Genomic DNA, 26,873 nt, shown 5'->3' with positions numbered 1-26,873 from the left:
TTAACCACTGTTCTCTCATAACCTTTGATAATTTTGCCATTCAAAAAGGAGCCGCAAAAAAGAGCCTAATAGATCGAGACGGAGAAGCAAGTCAACTCAGGGATTCGACAGCTTAACGGCCTTTTATAACATTATTGTAAAGAAAAATCGATTAATTCATGCGTAAACTGTCTTTATTTTCCGACAAATGTGTTAGAATGTTTTTTATATAATCGTTCATAATTAGAAGGAACAAAAGATAGAGCGAACTTTTTAAACACCCTCTTAAAGTTCAGTAATGATTACGGAATAACGCTTGGATAAATGGGAGGTGCTTTTTATGAAAGGTGAACAATTTTCAATTTTAATCTGTGATGATTCCCGAATGGTAAGAAAGCATCTACGTGAAACGGTAGAGTTGATCGGCGCCCTGGAGATTTTTGAAGCTAAAGACGGACAAGAAGCCGTTGAATCATTTCGTTTACACCGCCCTCAAATTGTCATTATGGACATCATAATGCCAGTAAAAGACGGTATACAAGCATTAAAGGAAATATCGAAATCAGATTCTGGGGTTAAAGTCATTATGGCATCCTCTGCCGGTACACACAGCCATTTAAAAAAGACAATTCTATTGGGAGCTTTTGCAACAATCCAAAAACCAATCAGCGAAGTTGTAATACGTGACATTATTTATAAGGCTCTAAATAACACGAGGAAGAGTAGTAACCACATCTAAATACCATGTCTGGCAAAATGACTTTTATAAAAACTCACTTTGTATCCTTTCAATCTAGCTTTTAATCGTTTATGATTTAATGTGTAAGTTCTCTTATCACATTTAACATATCAAGCGTTTAGACTAGGGGTGTCTATCAAAATAGACTGAGAAAAAGGTAGTTTCCTTTTACCCTCGAACCTGATCTGGCTCAAACCAGCGTAGGGAAGTCGGTACAACAAGAGTTTCTTTTGCAGCCGTATTCCATCAATCGTTGGAATTCGGCTTTTTTTGGGTGTTTCATAGGCATCTTATTTAACCAACACAGAGAGGTGATTTTTAATGAGAGAGTTTAATTTATATGCGATTACAGGTGAGGAGTTTCATGCTGGTCGTGAATTAATCGAAGTCATGGAAGAAGCCATTCACGGTGGCGTTGATATTATTCAGCTTCGTGATAAAACAAGTAGCAAAGTTGATGTTTTAGAGAAAGCGAAGAAATTACGTAGATTAACGAAAGACCACGATGTTTTATTCATCATTAATGACCACATCGATGTCGCACTTGCCGTTAATGCGGATGGCATTCACCTTGGCCAAGATGACCTGCCACTCTCTGAAGCTCGCAAAATCGTAGGACCAGATATGATTATTGGGATTTCCACGCATCATATTGATGAAGCTCGTAAGGCGGAAGCTGGTGGAGCCGATTACATCGGTGTAGGACCGATTTTCCCTACCAATAGTAAAGTGGATGTTGTTGAACCAGTGACGACATCCTATATTCAACAGGTTACTGCTGAAATCGACATCCCCTATGTTGCCATCGGAGGCATCAAACTCCATAATGTTGACCAAGTACTAGACGCAGGCGCTACTCGCCTGTGCATGATCAGTGAAATTGTCGGTGCAGACGATATCAAAGGAACTTGTTCAACATTTAAAAAGTTATTAAGTACTAGGGAGGGACAGTGAATGCGCCTTTTCATCAATGGGGAAGAACATCATCTGGAGGTTACATCACTTTCTGAAATCATTTCTCACTTCCAATTAGAGCCTAAGCTTGTCGTAGCAGAAGTTGACGGGAACATTGTTGACAGAGATGATTGGTCGGACACTACGACTAAAGCAGATATGAAAATCGAACTTGTACAATTTATTGGAGGGGGTTGATAAAAATGTTAGAAAAAAAATTGACAATTGCAGGTAAGGAATTATCTTCCCGCTTTTTCTTAGGTACTGGAAGATATCCAAATCCTTTCGTTCAAAATGAGGCCATTCGTGTATCTGAAGCAGAGGTGCTAACCTTTGCCATCCGAAGAGTAAACTTAGAAGCACCCGGAGAAGATGCGATATTACAGCATTTAGATGATGACATTCCATTTACTTACCTGCCGAATACATCTGGAGCAAAAACAGCAGAAGAAGCTGTTCGCATCGCACGACTTGCCAAAGCATCCGGGCTCAGCGATTGGATAAAAGTAGAAATCAGTGCAAATGAGATAACATTACTTCCAGATCCAATTGAAACTTTAAAGGCGACAGAAATCCTTGTAGATGAAGGGTTCACCGTCCTCCCTTATACATCTGACGACCCTGTTCTTTGTAAAAAGCTAGAAGAAGCAGGTGCGGCTGCCGTTATGCCAGGTGGCTCCCCTATTGGGACTGGTTTAGGTATTTTAAATCCTTACAACTTGCAGCTCATTATTGAACAAGCAAACGTTCCGATTATTGTAGATGCAGGCCTCGGTTCAACGATGGATGTCACGCAAGCAATGGAGCTTGGAGCTGATGGTGTTTTAATGAATACACCTGTCGCAAAGGCAAAAGATCCTGTTAAAATGGCGCTTGCTATGAAGCATGCCATTCATGCAGGCCGACTGTCTTATGAAGCAGGACGGATTCCAAAAAAGAAATACGCCACGGCTAGCAGCGGACTGCCTTCATTTATTTCTTACTAGCAGAGGACGTTCAAATGGTCGGGGAACAAAAAGCCGGCGGACGGACAGAATGAGCGGTCCTGCCTGACTCCTTAAGGAATAACCACTCTTTTTGTCCCTTGAACACCTTGAACACCTTGAACACGCATAATCAAAAACGGGGTGAAGATGAATGAATGAACGGATTCTTATTCTTGGTGGTGGCGTCATTGGACTGGCTACAGCATTTGAGCTAAGTAGACGTAATTACGAGGTTACTGTAGTTGAAAAGTCATCATGCGGAGGTCAAGCCTCAGGAGCTGCAGCAGGAATGCTTGCCCCCTTCTCAGAAATCGGTGAGGACCCAGATGACTTCTTCACCTTTTGTCGTGACAGTTTACTGATGTTCAAAAACTGGCAAAATGAAATAAAAAAAGTAGCGGAAACTGATTTTGACTTCACCGAAAGCGGAAGTCTGCATGCGGTCTATCATGAAGCTGATCTTCTAGCACTTGAAACTCGTCAAAGCTGGCAAAAGAAGTTTGGCTCAAAAGCAGAACTGATAACAGGAAAAACACTACATGCAATGGAGCCCCATCTCTCTGATTCTGTCATTGCAGCATTGTATTCTCCTGAGGAATCTCACGTTTTTTCTCCGGACTACGTAAAAGCATTAAAATCTGCTTGTGAGAAAAACGGAGTAACAATTGAAGAGAAGCTTTCAAAAGTCGACGTCCGCGAATGGCAAGACAGACTTTCCCTTCAATCTGAAGATGGCCGCATATTTTCTGGAGACAAGTTAATTGTCTGCTCTGGTGCCTGGTCCAACGAGCTTGAGAAAATCTTCGGGATCCGAATACCAGTATTTCCGATTCGCGGTCAGATTTGTGCCTACGAACTCGGTGACGAGCAAGTGAATCATATTATTTATACAAGCCAAGGTTACCTAGTACCCAAAACAAACGAGACGTTAGTAAACGGTGCCTCAGAGGATATGGCAGGGTTTCAAACTACAGTCACTGAAAAAGGGATTGCCCGTTTAACAAACTGGAACAAGAATGTACTACCTTTCTTGACATCAAAAGCCCCATTCCACACGTGGGCTGGTTTACGGCCAGCAACGCAGGATGGCTTCCCGCTAATCGGAAAACTTGAAACGCATTCACATATTGTTTTTGCTACAGGTCATTATCGAAATGGAATATTGCTTAGTCCAATGACAGCATTTGCCGTAGCTGATTTACTTGACGGGAAAAACGAGTATGCCCCTCTAGCATCTTTTAAACCAGAACGATTTAGTTTCATCTAGACCCTTTGACATTGAAGCGTAGATTTTTATACTTTCTGGTTAACTATCAAAAAGCAAACTATAGAAAATAGCCGTAAAAAAAGAGGGTGCCCTAAAAGTTCTTTTAACTTTTATGGGTACCCTCTTCTAAATTTTATTTATCTCCTCTAAAGGATAACCCTTTTAAGAAGAAACGGTTAAAGAACATGTAAATGATAAGCACGGGTAACGTAAAGACCATGGAAGCTGCCATAATATAGTTCCAATACGTCGCATAATCAGACTGAAAAGCATTCAAACCAACCGGCAGTGTGTACATGGATGCATCAGTCATAATAATGAGAGGTGCCATAAAGTTATTCCAGAATGCCATAAAAACAAAGATTGCCTGGGCAGCTAATGCAGGCTTTGCCATTGGCATGACGATCCGAAAAAAAGTACCGAACCGGCCGAGCCCGTCAATAGCTGCTGCTTCTTCAACCTCACGCGGGAAATTTATGAAGAATTGACGCATCATAAAGATAAACGTTGCGTTGACCATTCCAGGGACGATGAGACCTTGATAACTATTTAACCAGCCTAGCTCTTTTAGGATCAAGAAGTTCGGAATCATTGTTACCTGTGCTGGTATCATGAGAACGGCTAATATTGTAATAAACAATGCTTTTTTCCCAGGAAAACTAAGTCTAGCCAGAGCATATCCAGCCATAGAGTTAAAAACTAAGTTCAATGCTGTACCGACGACCGCAACGATAACACTGTTTAAAAGCCAACGCGGAAACAGTTCTTGTTCTGTAAAGATCGTTGTATAGTTATCGAATGTAAAATTTTCTGGAATAAAGTTTAAGCCTCCCGCTAAAATTTCCCCCAGTGGTTTAAAGGACGCAGATAGTGCCCAAATGAATGGAATCATCGTGACAATGGCATAGCTTGTTAAAATTGCATATAATACCATTTTTCCAAAGTTATTTTGTCTCATTAAAGACTCCTCCTCTCCTCGTGTCTTCTAATACACTTGCTCGTCTTTTTGAAGCTTCCGCTGAATCAATGTCGCACTTAAGATCACAATCGCTAACATAACTGCCAACGCTGCCGCATATCCCATTTGATCGTAAGTCGCAAATGCATACTGATAGACGAGAAGAACGACGGTTAAGGTAGAGTTGTCAGGTCCACCTGAGCCCCCAGAGAACATGTAAGATTGGTCAAAAAGTTGGAATGTCCCGATAATACCCATAATAACCGCAAAAGCTGTTACCGGGCGGAGCATCGGAACCGTTACATACCAAAACTTTTGAATGCCACTGGCTCCATCTAAGTCAGCAGCCTCATAAAGAGACTCAGGTATGTCCTGTAAAGCAGCTAAATAGATCACCATAAAAAACGGTGCTGTTGCCCAAATATTCATGATCATGATTGAGATAAGAGCGATGTTCGGGTCGTTTATCCAGTTATAAGTTGGCAATCCAACACTCCCAAGAATGGTGTTTATAAATCCGTCTGGACGATACATCCACATAAAAATCATGACAAGTACTGCTGATGACGTTAGAGTCGGCAGAAAATAGACGATGCGAAAGAATTTCTCTCCTTTCATTCCTGCATTAAGTGTTGCAGCAAGAACCAAGGCAAGGACCGTTTGAACTGGAACAACGACAGCTACATAAACAGCCGTATTTTTCAAAGCAATGATCGCACGGTCGTCTTCAATCATACGACTGAAATTATCAAAGCCTGCAAAGGTAAAGCTTGTGTCCCCTAATAATTGAACACGGTTGAAAGATAAAAAAACCGCAAAAATAATAGGCCCAATTAAAAAAACAAGAAGTGTGAGAATCGTAGGGGACATAAACAAGTAACCTTGACCAGCTTCTCTCAGTTGACTCTTTGTATATTTTCGTTTAGCCATGGTGGATAACCCCTTTCTCCTGCATGGAAAGCAGAAAGGGAGAATCCTCCCCCTTTCAATCTAACTCTAGTCTTGTATCTCATTATTAGCTACACGTTCAGCTTCCTCTAACGCCTCTTGAAGCGAGCGATTTCCAAGGAATGCACTAGAAAACTGGTTTTCAAAGTTCGAGTTTATGATTGGCAAGTTTGTATCATCCGACCAAACAGTTGCATAAGAAGATGCTTCAATAAATGGTACATAAATGTCGTCATCTGCGTAGTCTAGTTGTTCAGCAACCGACTCACGTGAAGGTAGTGCCAGACCACTCGACGTCCAAATTTCCATCCCGTCTTTACCTGTTAAATATTCAATAAGCTGCCACGCTTCTTCTTTTTGTTCAGAGGCTTTATTCATTGAATAGGACACTGTATATGCCATCGACCCTTTCTCATCGTTAATCATCGGAATTTCAGTGACTCCGAAATTAACATCCGGGAATGCGTCTTCCATAAATGGCAGCATCCAGTTTCCTTCAATAATCATAGATGCGCGTTCCGTACCAAACATATCTCCTCCCCACTCAGCACCTACGTCTGAAGGAGAAGCGGCAATTTCTTTCTCGTTTCTCATATCAACTATAGGTTGCAGAGCTTCTAACACACTTGGGTCTGAGAAATTGGCTAGGTTATTTTTTGTAATTTCTCCTCCACCTGATTCAGCAATAAACATAAGCCTGGCCAGGTCAGTAACGACACCAAAGCCATAGCGGTTATCAACAGTAAGCTCTCTAGCCATTACCTCAAGCTCATCCCATGTTTCAGGAGGGCTGTCAAATCCTGCTTCTTCTAAATGATCTTCATTATAGAACAGAGCAAGTGTGGACGTGTCTTTAGGAAGACCCCAAAGCTGTCCGTCTCGTTGGAATGCTTCAATTAGAGGCTGTTGAAAATCATCTATGTCAAACTCATCAGTAACGTAGTCATCAAGTGGTTCGAGAACACCTGATTCGATTAGACCTGGTGCTTCAAAAGCCTCTAAAAAGAACACATCCGCTGCTTCTCCACCGATTAAACGGGTACGTAAAACATCCATATACTGATCAGCGATCGTGTCCACTTCGACATTAATGTGTGGATACTCTTCTTCAAATGCAGCAATTGTATTTTCGAAATAGCGCTGCTCGGTAGGCGAAGATTGCCAGCCCGTTAAGCGAATCGTTACTTCTTCTTCACTACTATCTTCATCTCCAGAAGCTCCACCATCACCATTTCCACATGCAGCTAACATGCCTCCAATTGTAACGAGTGACCCTAATCCAAGTACCTTCAACCAGTTGTTTTTTTTCATTTTTCTTCCCCTTTCATTCGTTAAGGATTTTCATCGTAAAATCAAGAATTGATCAATAGTCCGGTTGAGTTTTCTAAAATCTCCGTTCGGAACTGTTCACCATCTTTTACGACACGAACAGATAATTTGCCATTTCCAATCTTCATATCTTTCACTTCAACCTCATTTACACCTTCTGGAAGCTGAGGGCAATACTCGATTGAACCGTTTAAACTATCCGGGAAAAGTCCTAGCATAGCTTGGACAAACAGTAGGGGTGTTCCAGCTGCCCATGCTTGTGGAGAACAGGCAACTGGGTACTTCACTGCTTTTCCTTTAGCATCATATCCACAGAACAATTCAGGTAAGCGATCGTACTCAAAGGACAGAGCTGAATCGATTAAACCTTTCATAGCCGTTGCTGCTTGTACATGGTTCTTCGTTTTGCTCATTCCGAGAATGATTAGGCTATTATCGTGGGGCCAAATGGTTCCGTTGTGATAGCTTATTGGATTATACCCCGCTTCACCTTTACCCATCGTGCGAATCCCGTAGCCAGAGAACATTTTTTCAGACACTAGCATGTCACTCACTGTTTTTGCACGGTTTTGATTAAGCAGTCCGGATAAGAGCACATGCCCAGGGTTGGAAGTAACCGTACCGACTTGCTTTTTATCCTGGTCCAGAGCAAGAGCATAGTAGCCTTGGTCTTCCATCCAAAAGGATTTTTCAAAGGCATCCTTAAGTTTGGTAGCTTCCCTTCGCAATCGATCCGCTTTTTCTAATTTTTCTAGCTTCCCATAAATTGCTGCCATACTCTCTTTTGCCTGATATACATAGCCTTGAACTTCGGATAAGGCAATCGGTGTTTTAGCATAGTCACCGTTCCTATGGACGATCGAGTCTCCACTGTCTTTCCACCCCTGATTCGCAATGCCTTTTGATGACTCCTGATGATACTCGACAAATAAGTCGCCATCACGATCGCCGTATTTGTCGATCCATGTAAGTGCACGCTCCACATTTGTTTCAAGTTCTGTAAAAAATACAAGGTCCCCTGTCCATTTTACGTATTCACTCAATAGAACTAAGAAGAGTGGTGTAGCATCAATCGTTCCGTAATAAGGTGTAAAAGGAATTTGTCCTGTATTGGCAAGCTCTCCAAAGCGTATTTCATGCATGATCTTTCCTGGCTCTTCGTCATGCCAACTATCTTTGGCTTCCCCCTGCTTACTCGCCATCGTTTTTAATGTTCCTTTTGCTACTTCTGGATTAAATGGTAGCATTTGTAGCGCTGCAATTAAGCTATCTCGTCCAAAGGGAACCCCAAACCACGGAAGACCTGCTACAGGAAATTTCCCATATCCTAAATCGGTTAGGAGAACCCGTAAATCGCCAATCCCCCTATCGATAAGGCGTTGTAACGTCGGATTATCCGTTTTAACTTTCGTTGTCTCACCTATCCACTCTTCATAAGAGCTCTGCAATTTTTTTAAAGCTTCCTGTGGATTATAAACAACAAGCGTTTCGTTACCTACAATAGGAGCAAATGTAAAAACAATCGTTCTTTCTTCCTCATGATCCAGATCAAGATTAAATCGAATGTCTCCTTCTTCTGTTACGTGGGAAGGCTCCGAGCTCCACTCAATTTTTGTTTGTCTTTTTATGTCATCAGCACCGTCATAAGTTAAAAGGAGGTGGTTTTTTTCAAGTTTGTTTGCAGCTTTTTTACCTACATTTCCATCTTGAAATCCTCTGACGATAAACATATCGTGAAAGTCGGCATCTACATGTAAACTAATTTGAAACGCTGTCCGCTTAGGGTTGTAGTTCTTAGCTGTGATAGCTTCGTAACACACCCCATCAAAAATAAAGCGCTTTCTCTTAAGCTCAACCGATTCACGCCATAACTTTACTTCGCCGCCTTTCTCCTGATGTGGGTTTGTTAATATCATCGTAGCTGCATAATTTTCTTCTGCTTCAGAAGAAAGTAAAATTGGCTCTTCATCATTGATCTTTAGATCAAACTTACTTAAAAAACGGGTATCTTTCGTATAGAGTCCTGGCCCATATGGATGATTTTCAGGAATGTTTCCTTTTTCATCAGTGAGCAAAAACAAATCATTCTCTTTAATAACTCGATAGTTCATAGTTAATGCCTCCAATTCTAGGTTGCTAGTTTACCAAAACGTTTCGGGTCGTTAGTTAAGAAAAACCGCACAGCGGTCTTTTATTAAAAACAGCGTTAGCTTCCGCCGTATGTTTTAAAGTCTCAAGAATGCTTTTCCCTTGAGATGAGTGGCGTGAAGGTAGCTGTCGTCTTATAAATTTATCTTTAAACAAATAACCGAAACGTTTCGGTTATTTTCAAAAAAAGAGGAAGGACATTTCAGTTTCTTGGCGCTGTTGTCGATCCTCTTACGATTAGTTGATTATCTAAAATCATTTTTCTTTGCAACGTTTTTTTATGAAGCATAGCTGTTAATAATCTAGCCGCCTCATAACCCATTTGATATTTATCTTGTGCAATTGTGGTAAGTTGCGGATTAGCATATTGTGCGAGCGTAATATCATCAAAACCTACGATCGACAAATCATTAGGTATCCTTTTCCCTAACCTTTGAGCAGCCCTCATAGCCCCTAACGCCATTAAATCACTTGCGCAGAAAATGGCTGTTACTTCTGGATTTTTCTGTAAAAATTCATAAGCAACCGTTTCAGCTTTGGGTTCTAAAAACTCTCCATTGAGAACATATTCTTCTCGAAATGGAATGGACGCTTCATCGAGTTCCTTTAGGTAACCGCTTAATCTACGTTGACTTACGAGTGCTTGATCGTGTCCATTGATCATGGCAATATGTTTATGCCCTAGATTAATTAGGTGTTTAATTGCCATTTGCGCACCAAACACGTTGTCGGTCGTTACATAACCTACGTTGTCACCTTCAAGCTCGACATCAATAAGAACGCATGGAATGTTACTTTCAATTACTTCCTCTAAATACGGATCGTCCGTTTTCACTCCTTGCATGATTACGCCTTCAACCTGTCTTTCACGACAAAGTTGTGAATAACTTTTAGACTGTTGCTTGACAGAATTGGTACTAAAGAGAATTAAATCGTAGCCTTCATCTGAAGAAGAATCATTGATGCCACACATAACCTCAAAAGTAAACATATCCTTAGCACCAGATCGATTAAGTTCGGATACGAGAAGTCCAATAGTTTTCGTTTTACTCATGACGAGACTTCGAGCCACTGCATTCGGACTATACTTTAACTCATCAGCAATACTTTTAATTCGATTTCTTGTCTTTTCATTTACATCATCGTAACCATTCAGCGCTCGTGAAACTGTGGTCACAGAAACGCCTGCAGCTTTTGCAATGTCTTTAATTGTAGCCATTAAGTACCCTCCAAAACGTTTCGGTAAACCTTTCAACTTAAACTTTACACAACTTTGTATGCGATTTCAAGAGAAAATTCAGTCAATTGTAAGATCAAGTAACTCGTGAATGAAAAGCCTCAATGAATAAACGTTTACTCATAAGAATATTATGGGTAAAAGAAATATAGGTAAATAAGCACTGTCCTGCACTTTTGAGAAGTTACCAAAGGGAACTTGACAGCTATCGTACTACTTACATAAGGTTTATACAAATCGAAAGGGGGGTTACTATGAGACAACGAATTCTACTTATCAGAAATCGCTCGTTCCGCATACACTGGCATCGGTTTCGGTATCGTTGGCACTTCACCAAAGGTTATTACTATGGTGCAAAACGACACACTGAAAAAGCGGCGTCTCATAAGCAGCTTTTGCTAGAATGGGAAGAGTCGCCTGCTCCTGATCGTTCAAGTACTCCAAAAAATAATGAAGTAAAGCAGTCAAGATTCCAGATTTTTATGACAAAAGTAAAATTACGTTTGGAAGCGATTAAGAAAAAAGTAAATTTACATGAATAACACAAAAGCTGAAGGTTTTGTCCTACCCTTCAGCTTTACTATGAGTCGTCAAATTAGCATTCGCAATGGAAAACAAAATAATTTTGATGAAAGTCTAATTTCGCGGTTTAGCGAGTACGTCTTTACCGTTCGATTTGATATTTCCTTACTTTATACAAGAGGCTTTGTCGGGATATCCCCAGGAGTTCGGCAGCCTGAGCTTGATTGCCGCGGGCCTGTCTCAAAGCTTCTTCAATGGCTGTTTGTTCATAGCTTTGAAGTCGGTCTGTCAATGAAAAGTCTTCTCCTAGCTGTGCCTCGTCTTGCAATTCCCCCGTCTCTTGTGCATTATCGCTTTTGACCGTTTGTTTAAATTCGTTTGGAAAATCTTCTAGTTTTAATATATTCCCCTCAGATAAAACAGCCGCCCTTGCAATCGCATTGTAGAGTTCCCGGATATTTCCTGGCCAACTATATTCGCTAAGCTGTTTTAATAAGCCTGATTCTAACTGATATGATTGCCCTTGTTCTTCACTGATTTCTTGGATCATTTGCTCAATTAATAGTGGTAAATCCTCAGTCCGTTCACGGAGTGGGGGTATATGAATGCCAATGATGTTTAATCGGTAATAGAGATCCTCTCTGAACGTCCCTCCTTGAACCATCTCCCATAGGTCACTGTTCGTTGCAGCAATGAGCCGAACGTCTACCTGCTTCTGTTCATTGCTTCCAAGCGGATAAAACGTTTTGTTTTGCGTCACTTGAAGAAGTTTAGCTTGAAGTTCTAGAGATATTTCCGCAATTTCATCAAGAAACAAGGTCCCTTTATGAGCAGCTTCAAATTTCCCTTTTTGGGATTGGTTTGCCCCTGTAAAAGCTCCTTTCGCATAACCAAACAGTTCACTTTCTAATAACTGGTCCGGAATAGCTGCACAGTTTACTTCAATGTAAGGCTGTTCTTTTCGGTCACTTTCAAGGTGAACTGCTTGGGCGCAGCGACTTTTTCCTGTACCGCTTTCACCCTGTAAAAGAACAGTAATCGTTTGATTGGCAACTTTATGCACCATATCAAATACACGTTTCATTTTCTCACTAATGCCGACCATATCATGAAGCTGACGCTTTTCTTTAAATACTTTCTTCAAATAATGATTTTCTTCATTCAAGCGTACCCAGTCCACAGCCCGCTTAATGACTACCTTCAATTCTTCAGCTTTAATTGGTTTTGTCAAATAATCAAAAGCTCCTAGTTTCATCGCCTGAACCGCATCTTCTACATCCCCATATGCAGTACACAAAATGTAACAGACATTTGGCTTTTTTTCTTTCCATTCTTCAAGAAGTTTTATTCCAGTAGTATCCGGCAATAATATATCTGTTAATACAATATCAAAATGATGTTCCACGAAGAGGTCTTTAGCAACTTCGCCGTCTTCTGCTTCCTTAATATCGTACCCCTCTTTTTCAAGAGTTAATTTCATTAATCTTCTTAGTTTTGAATTATCGTCTACAAGAAGAATATGTGTCGTCATTTCGTATCCCCCATTCACCTAACCTTTTGCAGAGGGAGTCGAACAATAAATTCTGACCCTTTCCCTACTTCACTTTCGACTTCAATACTTCCTTTATGTTCATTAATCAGGTCATGAGTAATTGCTAAACCGAGGCCTGTACCTTCTTGCTTTGTAGAGAAAAATGGGTTGAAAATACGTTTTATTTTCCCAGAAGGAATGCCTGTACCATTATCATGAAACGATATTTTCACCGAACCTCGTACTCTACTTACCGTGATTGACAACATTCCATTTTCCTTTTCTTTCATCGCTTCTAGAGCATTAAGCGAGAGATTTAAAAACGCTTGAAATAGTTGATTACGATCTCCCACAACCGTCAAATTTTCTTCTTGCTGATGAACAATACATTCAATGTCCGCCCGTTTCATTTGGTGGGAAACAAGTTTAGAGACTTCTTCGATAAGCTGACCAATATTAATTGAGGTTTCTTCACCCTTGTGAGGTCGGCTCATTTTTAGAAAACGAGTCACAAGTTCATTTAAACGTTTCGATTCTTCCTGGATATCTGAAGAGGCTTCTCCAATCATGACGACCCCTGGCGTGTTGAGCTGATACTTATGTCTAATTTCATCGATCTCGGCTTCAATCACATCACCAGCCATCTGAATCGTGCCTAATGGATTTTTCACCTCGTGAGCAAGGCCTGCTGTCATTTGTCCAATGGCAGCTAAGTGTTCTGAGCGTTGCAGGTGCTGTTCAAGTTTTCGGTATTCCGTATGATTCCAGAAGGTTGTTAGCACTCCAATGATCTCGCGATTTTCATTTAATAATGGCGTTGAGGACACTTTAATGATCAATTTTTGTTGCTCATAATTGATAAAAGAAAATTCTTCACTTATTTTGCTTAAAGGCTTGAGTTTTTGGCAAAGCGTACGCACATGTCGGCTCAATCCTTTCGACGGAATCGCCTCAATCGGCTTTCCAATAAAGTTTTGCCGCTTTTCATTAAAAAGTTCGGCTCCTTCCCGGTTCACCGAGGTAATTAATCCATCAGAATCTGTTGAAATCACACCATAAGGAAAGGACTCAAGGATTCGTTGTAGAAAACGTTCTTTTTCTTGAAGGTCTTCTGCCATATAGCGCATTGCTTTGGTGAGTGTGCGAATTTCATCTTTCTCCTCAAGGACTTTCAAGTGCCAGCTTTCCCCTTCTGCATAGTTCATTGCCTGGTCCGTGAGTTTACGGACCGGATTCACAATCCATTTCGCGCTAATGCCAAGTAAGATGATTCCTGCAATAAATAAGAGCATCCACCCTGACGATAATACACGTTGTAATGTGGATATTGGAGCGGATGCTTGGGATTTTGGCTGTGTCGTAATGGCATAAAACGGTAGCCGGTCCACCGGCATGTAGCCTAGCACTTGAGATTCATTTAAGAAGTCACCTCGCCATGAACCCATTTTTCCACGATCAAGAAGGGAAAAAAACGCTTCATCTTGAAGGTATTCGTTTCGGAAACGATTTCCTAGTGTATCGGTAAACACAACCCCATCCGTTGTAACTAATAAATTTCTCCCTTCACTGCCTATCGTACTCGATTGAATAAGATGATATAAGTAAGATGAATTCACTTTTCCAATAAGCGCGCCTTGGATGGCGGCATGATCTTCTTCTTGAACGGGAACGGAAATAAAGACGGACACGTGGCCGTTTTCTACCGTTTTACTTTTAACAAAGCTCGAACGACGCCAAACAGATTCCTCGAAAACTTTTTCTGTTATGGCGTCCACGTTTGTTCTTAACTCGTCAGTGATATCAGGTTCACCGTTTTGATCATAGAACGCAAGCTCTGAAAATAGTGGTTCGCGTAAAGAATGTTCTGCAGCCCGCTCACTTAAGCGTTGAAGGTTTTGATCGTTACGATAATCAAGAACAAACGTTTCAAGCACGTCTATCTGATGATTAAATACTTGTCGTGTTTGGTTAGATAATGACTTAGCCGCTTCAAACGTTTGCCTGTCTGATTGAGATTCAAGTGTTTGTTGTGACAAAAAAATTGCCAATGTGAAAATCAGCGTCATCGGCAATAAAAAGATCCATAACCCTAAAAAAATAAATCTCTTCGTTAGCCCCCGGGGCAATTGCCATTTCATCGTTTACAACTCCATTTCGTCGTCTTTTGTCATTTTAACACGAAACAAGCAATAATAAGGGGGCGTACCACATTTGGATAGGTTAGAAAATGATAGAGTCGTACGTTAACTCATCATTTATCTCACTTCCGGAACTTAAGAAACAGCGCCAAACCTTCCCTCTTAAATTCTTCCCTTTAAATGAAAAACCTGCGCAGCATGAACTCTGCACAGATTTTTTCTAGTTATTCTTTATTAATCAAGCCATTCTCTACTAACCATTCGCGAGCTACTTCCGACTCGTTACGTTGTTCGATATCCACTTGATAGTTCATTTCGGTCATTGTCTCGGTGTCAATACTTTTAGCTAGAGGTTGAAGCAATTCTTCTAATTCAGGGTGCTCTTCAAGAATTTCTTCCCGAACCGTAACGGCACCATTATATGCTGGGAAAAAGTCTTCGTCATCTTCTAAGTTAAGAAGGTCAAAGCCTTTAATTCGACTGTCCGTTGCGAATCCCATAGAAACAGCTACATCGCCGTCACGGAGCGCTTGATATGTAAGGCCTGCATCCATTCGGTTTACGTTATTTGATCCAAACTCAAAACCGTAATGCTCTTCAGCACCTGGCAAACCGTCGCTTCGAGTAGCGAACTCAGCATCTGACGCGAAGGTTAACTCATCAGGATTTTCATTTATAAAACTAGCAAGGTCCGTCATGCTGTGAATACCCATTTTATCAGAATCTTCTTGACGCATCATTAATGTATAGGTGTTATTAACATCAGCCATATCTAGCCATACAATCTGGTTTTCCTCAAGATCCATGTCTTTAACAACTTCATACGCCTCTTCATCTTCAGATAGGGGTTCTTGACCTAAATAGTTTACAAGAGCAGTTCCAGTGTATTCCCAATATAAATCAACTTGTTCATTTTCAAGTGCTTCACGAACAACCTCACTTCCCATGTTCACTGCTTCTTCCACATTGTAGCCATTCTCCTGAAGGTATATCGACGTAATTTTCGCTAAAACATACTGTTCAGTAAAATTCTTCCCCCCAACAACGATGTCTCCTTTTGAATCGCTGCCGGCTTCACTTTCACCATTTCCACACGCCGCTAACGCAAGTAAAGCTGTTGCTGAAAGTGCTGTCATCATTTTTTTCATTGTAAATTCCCCCATCTTTTATTTAATAATGTTTGTTTTTCATTTGGTCTGTTATTAAAAACGTTATACATAATATGTTGAGTTTTTTGAAAGAACGTCACGCTATGCAAGGATTCGACTACGAATACAGCCTTTATAAAAGATCATTACATTAAGATCCCGAACCTGGCCTTAAGCTTCGTGGTACAATGACGCGTTCCATAAGTCTTAAAAGCTGATCAATTAAAATCGCAAGAAGCGTGACCGGTACAGCACCGGACAACAAATACTCATTACTTCGAAGGACGATTCCCGTGAAAATTAAATCACCTAACCCACCGCCTCCGACAAGATAAGCTAGGGCTGCCGCGCCAACGTTCATAACAATTGCAGTGCGGATTCCAGCAATAATCGGGTAACTGGCATTCGGTAACTCTACTTTATAAAGAATTTGAAATGGAGTAAGCCCCATCCCTGTTGCTGAATCAATGACTTCTGCATCAACGGAGTTAATGCCAGCCACTGTGTTTCTCAGAATCGGCAAAATTGAAAATACCGTTAAAGCAAACACAGCAGACTGGTAGCCAATTCCGAGGTAAGACATTATTAGTGCGAGAATGGCAATCGTCGGGAGGGTTTGTCCTAAGTTCGCCGCATTCATAAAAAACCACTCTGTCTTTTTAAACTGCGGGCGGGTCACAAAGACCCCGACCGGAATAGCAATAAGTAGGGCCAGCAAAGACGAAAGGCCAACAAGAAGTAAGTGTTGTCTCAATAAAGATAGAAATTCTTCGGTTTGATCAAAGATGAACCCGAAGTATCCGTTCGAGATGGCCCAGAAAAAAAAGTAAGCAATCAGTAGCCAAAAAATACCTTTAAAAGCGAAAGCGATTATCTTGTTTGCATTCATCTTCTCACTCCCCTTTACACACATTCAATCGACTGTTGTAAATATTCTTGAATCTCATCAATCGAAAGTAAACCAATCGGTTCATCCGCATCGTTTACAACAAGAAGTTCATCTTCTTTTTCCGTAAACAAGATTGCGATCGTTTCACGTAAGTTCATATTCGCTTTCACCCGCAGACGGGATTCCACATTCATAGGCTTCAATTGTTTTTCTTCTAATAAATCCGAGATGTTGTAAAGACTCAAGCTTTTAATCGCCCGGTCTGTACCTACAAATTCCCTTACGAAGTTGTTTTTCGGATTGGCGAGAAGTTTAGATGGCGTATTATATTGCATGAGATTTCCATCTTTAAAGATCGCAATCTGATCCCCCATTTTGATCGCTTCATCAATATCGTGAGAAACAAAAAGGATTGTCTTTTGTACTTCTTTTTGTATTTGTAAAAACTCATTTTGGATGCGATTTCTAATGATCGGATCGAGTGCTCCAAATGGCTCGTCCATCAGCATAACTGGCGGATCCGCTGCCATCGCACGAATAATACCGACTCGTTGCTGTTGACCTCCTGATAGCTCGTTTGGATACCGATTACGATATTCGTCCGGATTTAGTCCAACAAGGTCCATTAAATAGTTGAAGCGTTCCCGCTGTTTTTTTCGGTCCCAGCCTAGCAAGTTCGGTACAACAAGGACGTTTTGTTCAATATTCATATTTGGGAAAAGTCCGTTGCTCTGGATCACGTAGCCGATTTTTCTACGGAGTTGAATTTCATTCAAAGAGCCTGTATCTTCACCATTTATCGAAATCATCCCGTCTGTTAATGGAACCAATCGGTTTACCATTCTAAGCAATGTCGTTTTTCCACAGCCGGAAGGTCCAAGAAATACCGCGATGTTACCTTCCGGAACTGCAAAGCTAACATCATCTACCGCTTTCACATCACCTTCGTACACTTTCGTTACATTTGAAAACTCTATCATAAAAGTCCCTCCTCAAGTTAAGACGAAATTCCTTTTGGTGTTAACCAACGTTGCAATAATCCGAGTAACGTATCAATGATGATAGATAAAACAGAAACAGCAACCGCACCTACGAGAACCATATCCCGGTTTGTTCTTGAAATTCCCTGGTCGATGAGGACACCTAATCCACCTGCACCTATAAAGGCCGCAATTGCACCAATTCCGATGCTAAGAACGACAGCCATTCTTACACCTGCCATAATCACAGGCATCGCAATTGGAATTTCCACCTTCCTTAATCGCTGCCACGGCGTCATGCCAATCCCTTTTGCTGCATCACGCATGTTTGGGTCTACATTATTAATTGCTACATACGTGTTTCGAATGATCGGTAATTGTGAGTATAGAATCAGAGCAATGAGCGCAGGTAAAAAACCAATCCCATGACCGATAATTGATAAAATTGGAATCATAATTCCAAACAAAGCAATACTCGGAATTGTCATGATAATTGCTGCAACTTGTAAAACAGCTTCAGCCAAATCATCATTCGTCGTCAAATATATACCTATAGGTACACCAATTAAAATTGCAATAATTACGGCCAATCCTACAAGCTGAATATGCTGCACGGACAGCTCTAAAATATAATCCATATTATTCGTAAAATATTGCCAAGCTCCCACAATCTAGCACCTCCTGTATGTAATAAAACGATTTCGCGTCTTGCACCCAAGTAGTATTAATGCAAGCTGCGTGCCAAGTTTCAAACCAACTACAAAAAGCTTCTACACCAAGGATGAATAACAGGTCCCCTCACCCTATTCGTCCTTCATAAAAATTAGTAAGCCAGAAAACGTAAAAAAATTTTGACGAATCGTCAAAATAATTGTCACAAATTCGTGCGGGGACTGTCCCCCGAACAAATTGTCGGGGGACAGTCCCCGCACGAAAATAATCATATAAAAAGACTAAGAAAAGAACTTGATTTGAATAATTTAGATGTTATAAATCTCATTTCTCCTTGTACTAACCTGCCCGTTACAATAATTGTTAATATCACATGGATCAGAAAAAAACCTAAATCACGATATGATTTAGGCTGCTAATTAGATGAACATCGAAAAATAAAATCTAGTAATCCATAAAATTTTTACATCTTTCAAATTACAATAATCCTATATTACTGCTTTACCTTACTTTAGTTTCAAGAAGGATGCCGTTTATCCTCTATATTTAATTGTTTTCACCGTAAAAAAGGCAATAGCACAAGCAAGAATGCCAGCGGTCAGCTTACCTGACATCATCGCTGTAATCATCTCTGGTTCAACTGAAGCAGTAAAACCTAAATGCCCCCCTAATACGAATGCCCCGCTAACAGCAAAAGCTACATTAATCACTTTTCCTCGCTCGTCCATCTCGTTGAGCACTTGAAACATTGGAATACTATGTGCTAATGAAGAAAGAAGGCCAACAATCGACACTTGTTTAATCCCAAGACGTATTGCAGCAGGTTCGATGACTCGCTGGAACGCTGTTCGCAAAAAATGAACGAGTGGGAACGCACCCGCCAGCGTGATCGCGATGAGACCGACAATTTCGATAGCATCAACAAACGGGGCAGTACCTGGTACGAGAACCGATCCAGTTAATGTTTCAAAGATGACTACTGCTCCTGTCAGCGTTAGAAATGCTATGATAACCTTACCAAACCCAATAAATCCTTTGATGAAATGACCTGGCCATACTAGAAGACCAATTGCAATAATAAGAGAAAATAATACCACTGGAATAAGATTCACTATTAATAGAGTTGGAGAAAATCCAGCAACTAGTCCGGCAATATAAGCACCAATTGGAACAGGAATGAGTCCAATTAAAATCCCTTTTGCAAACAGCGGGTGGTCTGCTTTATCGATAATCCCCAAGGCTACTGGTATTGTAAATACAAAGACAGGCCCGACCATTGTTGCCAGAATAATTCCTGAAAATAAACCGACCTCCGTCGATTCAGCTAAGTCAACTGACAACGGATAACCGCCCATGTCAATGGCAAACAGCATTCCCGCAAAAACAGCAGGATCCGCTCCCATTGCCTGAAACAACGGAGTGATAAATGGCCTAAGTAAATCAGCTAACACTGGTGAAAAAGAAATAACTCCAATCATTGCTAATGCCACCGGCCCCATAGCCATAAACCCTCTCTCAAATGACTCCCCATACCCAAATCGGTTTCCAGCTATCCGATCCAGAGCACCTACAATGGCAAAAAACACTACAATCCATACAATCACATCATTCATCCACATCCGTATCGCCTCAATCTATGTTGTCGTGCTTCATTAATGAAGTACGAGATCCACGCTGTAAAACCTTACTTTTACCCTGCATGAACATCGGCTCCTTCATTGACCAGCGCTTGAAAAACCTCATTCGGGTTATCGGTGCCAGATCAAGCTATAAATCAGAATGTTACCGGACGCTTCATTTGTGAAGCAACAAAATATTCACACCATAAAACTGCAGTTCATGAAAGGTATGCAATCTTCCCCAATTACAGTAAGTAAAATCATTAGACACCAGATTTTCCAAACAAAATTGTATAGGGCAAAGCCTCTTAATCGTCCATGATGTCAATAAGCCATTCGTCATTATCACTATGGATAAGAACGACGCTTCCTGCCTCAGTTTCTTCCGTGCCTTCTTCCTCCTCAGTAATTGTGATTACATAGGTCGCTTCAATTCGTTTCTCGCTTTCCTCATTAACTTCGAATGATTGGATTTCGTAATTGAACATTGCAAGGACCTCTCCCATTTGTTCATCAATCAGTTCGGACTCGCTTTCGAATTCATCCATGGTGACACCGAACTCTCGTTCAACAAAATCTTCAGTTACGTGATCAGTAATGTCACTGATTGAGGCATCGTCCAGTGCAATGATAAACTGTTCAAAGGTTAGCTGAGCTTCTTCCTCTGCAGAATTACACGCACTTAATAAAACAAGAGCGAATGCCCACGGGATAAAAAACTTTTTACTTTTTTTCAACATGATTTTCTCCTTCTTCTAACTTCAAAATTAAATTTTCCATTCTAATATGGATTTTACTACGAATAAAAGTCAGCAACAAAGTTTACGATTACAAGCTCAACAAAAAAGAGAAGGAGTCTTATGACTTCCCCTCTCTACTCTCCTTTTCCTGTTATAGGAAAAGTAATGATAAAAGTCGTCCCTACACCTTCCTGACTATCTACTTGAATAGTTCCACCGTGCTCTTCAATAATTTTAAAAGTCACCATTAAACCAAGTCCAGTCCCCGTCTCCTTTGTAGAGTAAAACGGCTCTCCGATTCGATTTAACTTTTCTTGTGGAATACCACACCCTTCATCAATAACCTTAATGATAGCTGTATGGTTTACTTTTTCTAATGAGAGACGGATCGTTCCCCCATTATCCATTGCTTCAATCGCATTTTTGAGTAAATTTACAAACACTTGTTTAATTTGGTGTTGAGCGCATGTTACTTTTAACCCGGTAGCTTTAAAATTTTTCACGATTTCAATATTTTTAATGATAGCTTGGGTTTCGAGTAATGTACTTATATGTACAAGTAGTTCATCAATATCACAAATTTCTCTTTCTTGTGTTTGTGGTTTTGAGAGAATTAAAAGCTCAGTCAGAATCTGTTCAATTCGTCCAAACTCGGATTTCATAATGTCGAAATACTCTTTCTTTTGGTTTCCATTTACTTCAATTAACTGTAAAAATCCTTTTAAAGATGTGAGCGGATTTCGAATTTCATGAGCGATTCCCGCAGCCAATTGTCCAACGGCAGATAGTTTTTCAGATTGGTGAAGCATTTCTTCAGACTTTTTCTTTTCTGTTATATCCCGAAAAGTAAACACACTCCCTACTACTCCTTCGTCCGACACCATAGGGGTAACAGAGTACTCAGCAATATAAGGTGTACCATCTTTACGATAAAGGGGCACATCTGTCGTTCTAATCCCATCCTCTTTCAATAGCTGTTCATTTAGCGAGCGAACGGAATTTACGTCCCCCAACCCATCAGCATATAAATTTGAAATCAGTTGATTAAAAACATCTGGATTTAATTCTTCTACTTTAAAGCCGGTAATTCGTTCCGCCGCTTCGTTCCACATCACCACATTATAATCCTTATCAATGCCTAAAATACCATCCTGCACAGATTCGAGAATGAGTTTATTCATATGATTGATTCGCTTTAGCTCCTGGATGTTGAACTGGTGATCCGTTATATTTTTAAAAATACAATATGTACCGATAATTTTTGATTGAACGGTAATAGGGAGAATTGTCCATTGAACGATAAACGGTTTCTCTCCTTCTTTGGTGAGATTAAATTCAAGAGAAAAGCGTCTACCTTCGTGAGCCGCCTTAAACAATTGCTCTACTCTGTCAAAATGTTTTTTATCTAACTTGGTCTGATAATGCTGTCCAATTATATCGGATTCTTTAAGATTAAACATTTCTTCATATGATTTATTAACAGCAAGATAGTAACCATCTAAGTCAAAAGAACAAACAGCATCCGGGTGCTCGTCAAATAACGTTCGGTAGCTTTGTTTAACTGCGAGCAGTGCTTGTTGTCGGTAAGTGAAATCTCTAAAGATGACGGTTAGTCCACTCTCAGAAGGATATACGCGAATATTAAACCATGTTTTCAGAGGAGAATAATATTCAAACTCCAATTCAGTTGGTTTTTGTTCTTCCATCGCTTGCGTAAATGCATCGTATATTCTCGTATCCCTCGCTTCTGGAAAAACTCCCCAAAAGTAGTGACCAATCAATTCCTCTTTACTTTTTTGCAGCTGATGAGAAGCTGCCTTATTTACATATGTAAAAAAATAGTGTTCATCAACAGCTAGAATCGCATCGCTTAATCGATCAAAAATTAACGAAACGGACTCATATGGTTGATCCTGCCCTTCTCTCGGCAAAGTGATTGATTTTTCGTCAGTCAACTTATTAGAAACTCGATCCGTCAATTTTTCCACCTCATATCTTTACACTAAATTGGTCTTTCCCTTAGTTTATCAAAAAATTGATTCTTTGCCGGAACTTTTTTGATTTTTATGAAAAATAGTGTAAAATCACCGAGAAATATAGCCCACAAATTCTTATTTTATTTTAGCAATATAAAAATTTGAATGAGAAAAGCACCATTCTCAAAACAAAAGGTACTTTTCAAAATCCAGAATGATATAACTTTAGAATACAAAATTTTTTAAGCATCAAGCGGTTAATTTTATTATTTCTTTTTACAAACGAGAACCATTTCGTTACCCACTTGCGGTTTTTCCTCATGAAAACCACTGAAAAACTCAACGATTTTAAATCCGCATTCATTGAGTAACGCTCGAATTTGCTCTTCATAAAAATAGGTGAGCGACAACTGCTGTTTTGTTACCACTTCTTCCTCTCGATTTGAACATTTCACTTTATAGACTTGTTCAGCAACAAGAAGTTGGTCTTCAATGTCGATCGACACTCCGCGATCGGTTTTCGTGACGAGACAGTTTGCTTGAGGGTCTGTCGCTTGCCACTGAATGCGTTCTGGAAAGACCATGATTTATCAAGGGTCCTGTAAGGACGGAATACGTGTAAAATAAACCGCCCATCCGCTGCGAGGTGCTTATGCACTTGCGTCAAGCACGCTTTTTGTTCTTTACGGGTATGTAATACTTGAAACGATCGGAACGGAATAGTGATAAGGCTGAATGTCGTATCAAATGAAAACATAGTCATTGATTGATGTGAAGTCCTAACCCGTTTTTGGACTTCGTTTTCTAAAATAGCTAGCTTCTCATGAAGGACACTGAGCATCGCTTCAGACAAATCAATACCAGTCACGTCATAACCTTTTTGTGCAAGATGAAGCAATACCCGTCCTGTACCACAAGCAAGTTCTAAAATCGTACCACTTTGTATATTTGCATAACGTTCATAAAACGCCAAATCTTCTTTAACGATTGGCCTTGGATCCAAGTCATAGTACCTCGCCGTTTGCTCGTATAAGTTCCCACTCATCTACATTCACTCCAATTTAATACGGGATCTTTCCCTAAGCGTCGCCGTCGTTTAGAAAACAGATCCCCGCATTTTGTATATGATACTTCTCTATAATAGTACTAAACCTAGACCGATGATAACTCCACTTAAGAACAGCACAATAACACAGAACCCCATAATATCACGTGCTTTTAAGCCCGCAATTGCCAGAGCGGGTAGGGCCCAAAACGGTTGAATCATGTTCGTCCACGCATCGCCCCATGCAACAGCCATAGCCGTTTTTGCAGCATCAACACCTAGCTCGCTACCTGCTGATAACATAATTGGTGCTTGCACTGCCCACTGTCCTCCGCCTGATGGAACAAAGAAATTGACAATACCAGCACTGAGGAATGCAAAGAGTGGGAATGTCGTCCCATTAGAAATAGAAACAAACCATTGTGAAAACTCGACTGCAAGTCCTGATGTAACCATCATTCCCATAATTCCTGCATAGAACGGAAATTGAATAATAATTCCGCCTGCATTTTTTACCGCATTACCTACACTAATAAGGAAGTTTTGCGGTTTACCATGGAAAAGAATTCCCAAAAATAAAAATAGGAAATTTACGATATTTAAATTGAGATCGAATCCATTCATACCAAGGTAGTAAATGATAAAAACAATTCCTAAAATACCCGTAAACAATGAGATAAGTTTACTTCTTTCAAATCGTTTTGCTGGAGTATCTTCATCTGACCCCAAAAGGTCGTCATTTTCGACAGTAGCTGCACTTTCATCATTATCCAATAGCGCCGGGTCAATCGTCACAGCATTCTTTTCGTTCATCATCAGACGATTCAGAATCGGAACCGTAATAAATAGCGCTGCGAGTATCACCAGGTTGAACGGGGAAAAGATCGTTTCACTTGTAGGAACAAGTCCAATGATATCTTCGGAAAAGTGACCACTCGTAGCAACAGTCAGAGGGATAGACCCTGCCAATCCACCATGCCAAACAACGAAACCACTGTAAGCGCTCGCAATTAACAGGCGGTAATCAACCTTTGGTACTTGCTTTACAAGCTCTTTTGCAAATAACGCACCGATGACAAGACCAAAACCCCAGTTTACCCAGCTAGCAAACAACGCCACAAGGGTAACGACCACGATTGCTTGACCAGGAGATTTGGCCAATGTTGCTAATTTTTGCAGCAGCTTTTTAAAAAGCGGACTCGATGCCAAAACATAGCCCGTCACCAAAATAAGAACCATTTGCATGGCAAACTCCAATAAATCCCAAAAGCCATTCCCCCAATAAGAGACCATATCCATTGGCGAACTTGGCGTTAAAAAAAGCCCCATGCCGAAAACTACAAATGTAAGAACGATAACAAATAAAAAAGGATCCGGTAAATAGCGTTGCATGATTTTTGTCGAAAAATTTGTAAGCGCATTCATATCTTTGTATTGCACTCCTCTCTCATGTAATTAGAAAAGCGTAAGGCGCCCGTGTACCCGACATGCAAATGTTCTATCCGATAAAAGTGATTTTTACTTTTAATCGGACAGATTATTTGATACGAGACGATGGCGCCTTGCTAGACATCGAAACGTGGCACTTTCGTAACTCTTTAAGAAAAACGGCTTAGCTCCCGCATATGTTCTTAAGTCTCAAAGGTGGCCTTCCCTTGAGACGAGAGTTCTGAAGTTAGCTGTCCACTTAAAAGTGAATATTCTAGTATTCCTTTCTAAGATAAAGACTCGTTTTACACTGAGCTTCCACTATCTCCTTTCTTTCAATATTAAATTGTCAGTATTGTTTATATTTTTCGAAATGTAGGACATTCATATTATGACATGTTAAAAGCTTGTCGAAAAGTATCTATACTTCAAAAAAACAAAAAACCCGGCCAGAAGCCGAGTTAAAATTGTGCGGGGACAGTCCCCGCACAATTTGGGATATCCTCTTGATTTTTTATAAAGTAGAGCGGCAGAACACTGAGCTTTTATTTGTGAGCTGAAGTGTTGAGAAGTTCAGGGACGGTAACAAATTGATAACCCTCTTCTTTTAATTCGGAGATGACTGAATCCAGTGCGCCAACTGTGGAACTCAAATCTGAGGTCCAATGTCCTCCATCATGCATTAAAATGATCGATCCGTTATTCGTTTCTTCTATCACAGAATTGTGGATTTCCTCTGAACTAGGTCCATCCCAATCTTTCGTATCTACTGTCCAGAATACAGCAGTTTCTTCGTTCTCCACTAAACTTTCAGTATGAGCGGTTCCAAAAATACCGTAGGGCGGACGGAAGAGACGCGGTTGAAAACCGATGAGGTTCTCAATCACATCATTCGTCTGTTGCATTTCCCATCGAAGCTGTTCCACGGATTCCCCGCTTAAGTTTGGGTGCCAGTAGGTATGGTTACCAATTACATGTCCTTCTTGACTAGCGCGTCGTAAAATGTCTGGATGCCCTTTAGCTCGAGCACCCATTACAAAAAAAGTGGCTTTAACATTATGTTCATCTAATATGTCAAGAATTTCGGGGGTATATCTCGGGTCTGGACCGTCATCAAATGTAAGTGCTACCCGTTTTTCATTGGTATTTCCACGCCAAACGACGGTATCAGGGAACATTTTTTGCAGATCACCAAAACCTACGTTTTCCAAACCTTCATTTGAAATATCACCTTCACTTTGACCCGAAAAAACAGATGGTGAATCAGGTTCCATTTCGACTCTGTGGGCCGCTTCCGGCCCCCCTGCCAATTGAGCGGTTGTCCCTGCGGCTGGATAAATCGGTTCCATGTCACCTTGAATACCTACGTTTTCACGATTAGGTTGTGATTCATCCTGCGCTGGCATGCACGAAGATAATACCGAGGCAGAAAGAACTAAACACAAAATCCACCTCATCCAAAAATTTGTTGCGCTCCATTTGTACATCATTTTAAAGTCACCTCTCCAACAACACTATTTGTCATTATGTAATGGTATAAACTAATAATTACCAAATCACATTTAATAGTATGTCATCTTCATAGAGAATTCATTCATAATAAAATTTTACACACTTCAAAAAAAGTCAACCTAAAACAA

At 40.4% G+C, this 26,873-nt stretch carries 24 protein-coding genes and 1 riboswitch; of the genes, 6 read left to right on the top strand and 18 right to left on the bottom strand.

Translation table 11 applies throughout. The features are described from left to right. The first annotated feature begins 319 nt into the window (after positions 1 to 319). The 5 genes from CDZ94_RS19245 to thiO all read left to right on the top strand — a co-directional run bounded on the left by CDZ94_RS19245 (position 320) and on the right by thiO (position 3,925). Positions 320 to 718, top strand: coding sequence for a response regulator transcription factor (locus tag CDZ94_RS19245; RefSeq protein WP_096439906.1), 399 nt, complete (start codon positions 320 to 322; stop codon positions 716 to 718). A gap of 115 nt (positions 719 to 833) precedes the next feature. Beyond that, positions 834 to 942, top strand: a riboswitch (TPP riboswitch). 97 nt (positions 943 to 1,039) lie between these two features. Further along, entirely contained in the window at positions 1,040 to 1,672 is a 633-nt protein-coding gene (gene thiE, locus CDZ94_RS19240) for a thiamine phosphate synthase (RefSeq protein ID WP_096439904.1), read from the top strand. Beyond that, positions 1,673 to 1,870 (top strand): sulfur carrier protein ThiS, encoded by a 198-nt coding sequence (thiS, locus tag CDZ94_RS19235; protein WP_096439902.1) that lies wholly within the window; start codon positions 1,673 to 1,675, stop codon positions 1,868 to 1,870. Positions 1,871 to 1,875: 5 nt separating this feature from the next. After that, the gene (locus tag CDZ94_RS19230; RefSeq protein ID WP_096439900.1) at positions 1,876 to 2,658 is read left to right on the top strand and encodes a thiazole synthase; all 783 of its coding nucleotides are present in this window, start codon (positions 1,876 to 1,878) and stop codon (positions 2,656 to 2,658) included. Between the two features lie 151 nt (positions 2,659 to 2,809). Next, positions 2,810 to 3,925, top strand: coding sequence for a glycine oxidase ThiO (thiO, locus tag CDZ94_RS19225; protein WP_096439898.1), 1,116 nt, complete (start codon positions 2,810 to 2,812; stop codon positions 3,923 to 3,925). A gap of 133 nt (positions 3,926 to 4,058) precedes the next feature. Here the strand turns inward: thiO and CDZ94_RS19220 are convergent, their stop codons facing one another. From CDZ94_RS19220 to CDZ94_RS19200, 5 genes are all read right to left on the bottom strand, one after another. Beyond that, positions 4,059 to 4,883, bottom strand: coding sequence for a carbohydrate ABC transporter permease (locus CDZ94_RS19220; protein ID WP_096439896.1), 825 nt, complete (start codon positions 4,881 to 4,883; stop codon positions 4,059 to 4,061). Positions 4,884 to 4,910: 27 nt separating this feature from the next. Further along, the gene (locus CDZ94_RS19215; protein WP_096439894.1) at positions 4,911 to 5,813 is read right to left on the bottom strand and encodes a carbohydrate ABC transporter permease; all 903 of its coding nucleotides are present in this window, start codon (positions 5,811 to 5,813) and stop codon (positions 4,911 to 4,913) included. Between the two features lie 66 nt (positions 5,814 to 5,879). Beyond that, on the bottom strand, positions 5,880 to 7,142 hold the full coding sequence (locus CDZ94_RS19210; protein ID WP_096439892.1) for an ABC transporter substrate-binding protein: 1,263 nt from the start codon (positions 7,140 to 7,142) through the stop codon (positions 5,880 to 5,882). Between the two features lie 41 nt (positions 7,143 to 7,183). Then, positions 7,184 to 9,271 (bottom strand): amylo-alpha-1,6-glucosidase, encoded by a 2,088-nt coding sequence (locus tag CDZ94_RS19205; RefSeq protein ID WP_096439890.1) that lies wholly within the window; start codon positions 9,269 to 9,271, stop codon positions 7,184 to 7,186. Between the two features lie 239 nt (positions 9,272 to 9,510). Then, positions 9,511 to 10,527: a LacI family DNA-binding transcriptional regulator gene (locus CDZ94_RS19200; protein WP_096439888.1), complete on the bottom strand. Its 1,017-nt coding sequence runs from the start codon at positions 10,525 to 10,527 to the stop codon at positions 9,511 to 9,513. Between the two features lie 272 nt (positions 10,528 to 10,799). On the opposite strand from CDZ94_RS19200, the gene CDZ94_RS19195 reads away from it, so the two are divergent. Next, on the top strand, positions 10,800 to 11,087 hold the full coding sequence (locus CDZ94_RS19195; protein ID WP_096439886.1) for a hypothetical protein: 288 nt from the start codon (positions 10,800 to 10,802) through the stop codon (positions 11,085 to 11,087). 122 nt (positions 11,088 to 11,209) lie between these two features. Here the strand turns inward: CDZ94_RS19195 and CDZ94_RS19190 are convergent, their stop codons facing one another. The 13 genes from CDZ94_RS19190 to CDZ94_RS19135 all read right to left on the bottom strand — a co-directional run bounded on the left by CDZ94_RS19190 (position 11,210) and on the right by CDZ94_RS19135 (position 26,723). Continuing rightward, entirely contained in the window at positions 11,210 to 12,598 is a 1,389-nt protein-coding gene (locus CDZ94_RS19190) for a sigma-54-dependent transcriptional regulator (RefSeq protein WP_096439884.1), read from the bottom strand. Positions 12,599 to 12,612: 14 nt separating this feature from the next. Continuing rightward, a complete protein-coding gene (locus CDZ94_RS19185; protein ID WP_096439881.1) occupies positions 12,613 to 14,736 on the bottom strand; it encodes a PAS domain-containing sensor histidine kinase in 2,124 nt (707 codons plus the stop codon). 224 nt (positions 14,737 to 14,960) lie between these two features. Then, the gene (locus CDZ94_RS19180) at positions 14,961 to 15,884 is read right to left on the bottom strand and encodes a glycine betaine ABC transporter substrate-binding protein (protein ID WP_096439879.1); all 924 of its coding nucleotides are present in this window, start codon (positions 15,882 to 15,884) and stop codon (positions 14,961 to 14,963) included. Between the two features lie 151 nt (positions 15,885 to 16,035). Further along, complete coding sequence (locus CDZ94_RS19175; RefSeq protein WP_096439877.1) at positions 16,036 to 16,773, bottom strand: ABC transporter permease; 738 nt, start codon at positions 16,771 to 16,773, stop codon at positions 16,036 to 16,038. Positions 16,774 to 16,787: 14 nt separating this feature from the next. Further along, a complete protein-coding gene (locus tag CDZ94_RS19170) occupies positions 16,788 to 17,753 on the bottom strand; it encodes an ABC transporter ATP-binding protein (protein WP_096439875.1) in 966 nt (321 codons plus the stop codon). Between the two features lie 17 nt (positions 17,754 to 17,770). Continuing rightward, positions 17,771 to 18,421, bottom strand: a complete 651-nt coding sequence (locus tag CDZ94_RS19165) for an ABC transporter permease (RefSeq protein ID WP_321196094.1) — start codon at positions 18,419 to 18,421, stop codon at positions 17,771 to 17,773. A 537-nt stretch (positions 18,422 to 18,958) separates the two neighbouring features. Then, positions 18,959 to 20,044, bottom strand: coding sequence for an ethanolamine utilization protein EutH (eutH, locus tag CDZ94_RS19160; RefSeq protein ID WP_096439873.1), 1,086 nt, complete (start codon positions 20,042 to 20,044; stop codon positions 18,959 to 18,961). 308 nt (positions 20,045 to 20,352) lie between these two features. Then, positions 20,353 to 20,781, bottom strand: coding sequence for a hypothetical protein (locus CDZ94_RS19155; RefSeq protein ID WP_210421734.1), 429 nt, complete (start codon positions 20,779 to 20,781; stop codon positions 20,353 to 20,355). Positions 20,782 to 20,918: 137 nt separating this feature from the next. Then, complete coding sequence (locus CDZ94_RS19150) at positions 20,919 to 22,763, bottom strand: PAS domain-containing sensor histidine kinase (protein ID WP_198520865.1); 1,845 nt, start codon at positions 22,761 to 22,763, stop codon at positions 20,919 to 20,921. A gap of 263 nt (positions 22,764 to 23,026) precedes the next feature. Further along, complete coding sequence (locus tag CDZ94_RS21450; protein WP_157911786.1) at positions 23,027 to 23,188, bottom strand: hypothetical protein; 162 nt, start codon at positions 23,186 to 23,188, stop codon at positions 23,027 to 23,029. Positions 23,189 to 23,211: 23 nt separating this feature from the next. Next, entirely contained in the window at positions 23,212 to 23,805 is a 594-nt protein-coding gene (locus tag CDZ94_RS19145; protein WP_096439867.1) for a class I SAM-dependent methyltransferase, read from the bottom strand. Positions 23,806 to 23,895: 90 nt separating this feature from the next. Further along, positions 23,896 to 25,230, bottom strand: coding sequence for a short-chain fatty acid transporter (locus CDZ94_RS19140; RefSeq protein ID WP_096439865.1), 1,335 nt, complete (start codon positions 25,228 to 25,230; stop codon positions 23,896 to 23,898). 548 nt (positions 25,231 to 25,778) lie between these two features. Then, positions 25,779 to 26,723, bottom strand: a complete 945-nt coding sequence (locus CDZ94_RS19135; protein WP_096439863.1) for a polysaccharide deacetylase family protein — start codon at positions 26,721 to 26,723, stop codon at positions 25,779 to 25,781. Positions 26,724 to 26,873: the final 150 nt, after the last annotated feature.

Source organism: Alteribacter populi, from assembly GCF_002352765.1.
Taxonomy (GTDB): domain Bacteria; phylum Bacillota; class Bacilli; order Bacillales; family Salisediminibacteriaceae; genus Alteribacter; species Alteribacter populi.
The sequence above is the reverse complement of the archived record's forward strand: the minus strand, read 5'-3'. Positions and strand labels throughout refer to the sequence as shown.

What these genes read in the sequence shown, in the direction of transcription:
- CDZ94_RS19205 (WP_096439890.1), bottom strand. Translation starts at nt 9,271, where the DNA reads ATGAACTATCGAGTTATTAAAGAGAATGATTTGTTTTTGCTCACTGAT.
- CDZ94_RS19135 (WP_096439863.1), bottom strand. Translation starts at nt 26,723, where the DNA reads ATGATGTACAAATGGAGCGCAACAAATTTTTGGATGAGGTGGATTTTG.
- CDZ94_RS19170 (WP_096439875.1), bottom strand. Translation starts at nt 17,753, where the DNA reads ATGATAGAGTTTTCAAATGTAACGAAAGTGTACGAAGGTGATGTGAAA.
- CDZ94_RS19200 (WP_096439888.1), bottom strand. Translation starts at nt 10,527, where the DNA reads ATGGCTACAATTAAAGACATTGCAAAAGCTGCAGGCGTTTCTGTGACC.
- CDZ94_RS19140 (WP_096439865.1), bottom strand. Translation starts at nt 25,230, where the DNA reads ATGAATGCGCTTACAAATTTTTCGACAAAAATCATGCAACGCTATTTA.
- CDZ94_RS19190 (WP_096439884.1), bottom strand. Translation starts at nt 12,598, where the DNA reads ATGACGACACATATTCTTCTTGTAGACGATAATTCAAAACTAAGAAGA.
- CDZ94_RS19245 (WP_096439906.1), top strand. Translation starts at nt 320, where the DNA reads ATGAAAGGTGAACAATTTTCAATTTTAATCTGTGATGATTCCCGAATG.
- CDZ94_RS19180 (WP_096439879.1), bottom strand. Translation starts at nt 15,884, where the DNA reads ATGAAAAAAATGATGACAGCACTTTCAGCAACAGCTTTACTTGCGTTA.
- thiS (WP_096439902.1), top strand. Translation starts at nt 1,673, where the DNA reads ATGCGCCTTTTCATCAATGGGGAAGAACATCATCTGGAGGTTACATCA.
- CDZ94_RS19145 (WP_096439867.1), bottom strand. Translation starts at nt 23,805, where the DNA reads ATGAGTGGGAACTTATACGAGCAAACGGCGAGGTACTATGACTTGGAT.
- CDZ94_RS19220 (WP_096439896.1), bottom strand. Translation starts at nt 4,883, where the DNA reads ATGAGACAAAATAACTTTGGAAAAATGGTATTATATGCAATTTTAACA.
- CDZ94_RS19195 (WP_096439886.1), top strand. Translation starts at nt 10,800, where the DNA reads ATGAGACAACGAATTCTACTTATCAGAAATCGCTCGTTCCGCATACAC.
- CDZ94_RS19210 (WP_096439892.1), bottom strand. Translation starts at nt 7,142, where the DNA reads ATGAAAAAAAACAACTGGTTGAAGGTACTTGGATTAGGGTCACTCGTT.
- CDZ94_RS19175 (WP_096439877.1), bottom strand. Translation starts at nt 16,773, where the DNA reads ATGAATGCAAACAAGATAATCGCTTTCGCTTTTAAAGGTATTTTTTGG.
- CDZ94_RS19215 (WP_096439894.1), bottom strand. Translation starts at nt 5,813, where the DNA reads ATGGCTAAACGAAAATATACAAAGAGTCAACTGAGAGAAGCTGGTCAA.
- thiO (WP_096439898.1), top strand. Translation starts at nt 2,810, where the DNA reads ATGAATGAACGGATTCTTATTCTTGGTGGTGGCGTCATTGGACTGGCT.
- thiE (WP_096439904.1), top strand. Translation starts at nt 1,040, where the DNA reads ATGAGAGAGTTTAATTTATATGCGATTACAGGTGAGGAGTTTCATGCT.
- CDZ94_RS19230 (WP_096439900.1), top strand. Translation starts at nt 1,876, where the DNA reads ATGTTAGAAAAAAAATTGACAATTGCAGGTAAGGAATTATCTTCCCGC.
- CDZ94_RS19185 (WP_096439881.1), bottom strand. Translation starts at nt 14,736, where the DNA reads ATGAAATGGCAATTGCCCCGGGGGCTAACGAAGAGATTTATTTTTTTA.
- eutH (WP_096439873.1), bottom strand. Translation starts at nt 20,044, where the DNA reads ATGTGGATGAATGATGTGATTGTATGGATTGTAGTGTTTTTTGCCATT.